The organism is Enterococcus pernyi (assembly GCF_045371165.1).
Classification (GTDB): domain Bacteria; phylum Bacillota; class Bacilli; order Lactobacillales; family Enterococcaceae; genus Enterococcus_B; species Enterococcus_B pernyi.
The window spans coordinates 1-515 of sequence record NZ_JBIQDM010000034.1 but is presented as its reverse complement, the minus strand read 5'-3'; the positions used below and the strand labels follow the sequence as shown (position 1 = coordinate 515).

The window sequence follows — 515 nt, the reverse complement described above, 5'->3', positions numbered from 1 at the left end:
GCATCAGGAATCGTTAGTTTGGCAGTAGCAGAGTTTGAGAAGCGCATCAAAATGATGACAAAGACTGCTGAGCTACCTCCTTATGCAAATAAAGAAACAATCAAGCAGGTGTTGGGCATTGGGGATGTAAAGCTTAATGGTTGGATTGATCAGGGATTGAAAATCCAAGTTTGGAGTAAGCAAGATATCCGGATTCGTCGAGAAGCTTTGCAGCAATTTTTAATAGAACATTACGAAGTGTGATATGACATATAACTTGATAGTTGGTGGAAACTATTTATTTTAAGCAAGTAAAACGAGAGAAAGTAAATTTCTCTGAAATTCTAAAAGATTAGGGGGAGCTGAATAATGCAAGTAAGAAAGTCATTTACAAAACGATCCAATGACAAAATACTCTTAGCCGCACTAACTGAAAAAAAGCATCCAGTCCATCGAGTACGTCAACTACAAGCGCTTTGCTATATCAGTTTATTTTTAAATGTCATTTTGTTGTCAGTTATTTTTGCCATTTTATA

Annotated in this window: 1 protein-coding gene; it reads left to right on the top strand. The window is 35.9% G+C overall.

What is annotated here, in order from left to right; translation table 11 throughout:
* On the top strand, positions 1-243 hold a 243-nt coding region (locus ACH0AK_RS14985; RefSeq protein ID WP_499797087.1), incomplete at its 5' end, for a hypothetical protein.
* Between the last annotated feature and the right edge of the window lie 272 nt (positions 244-515).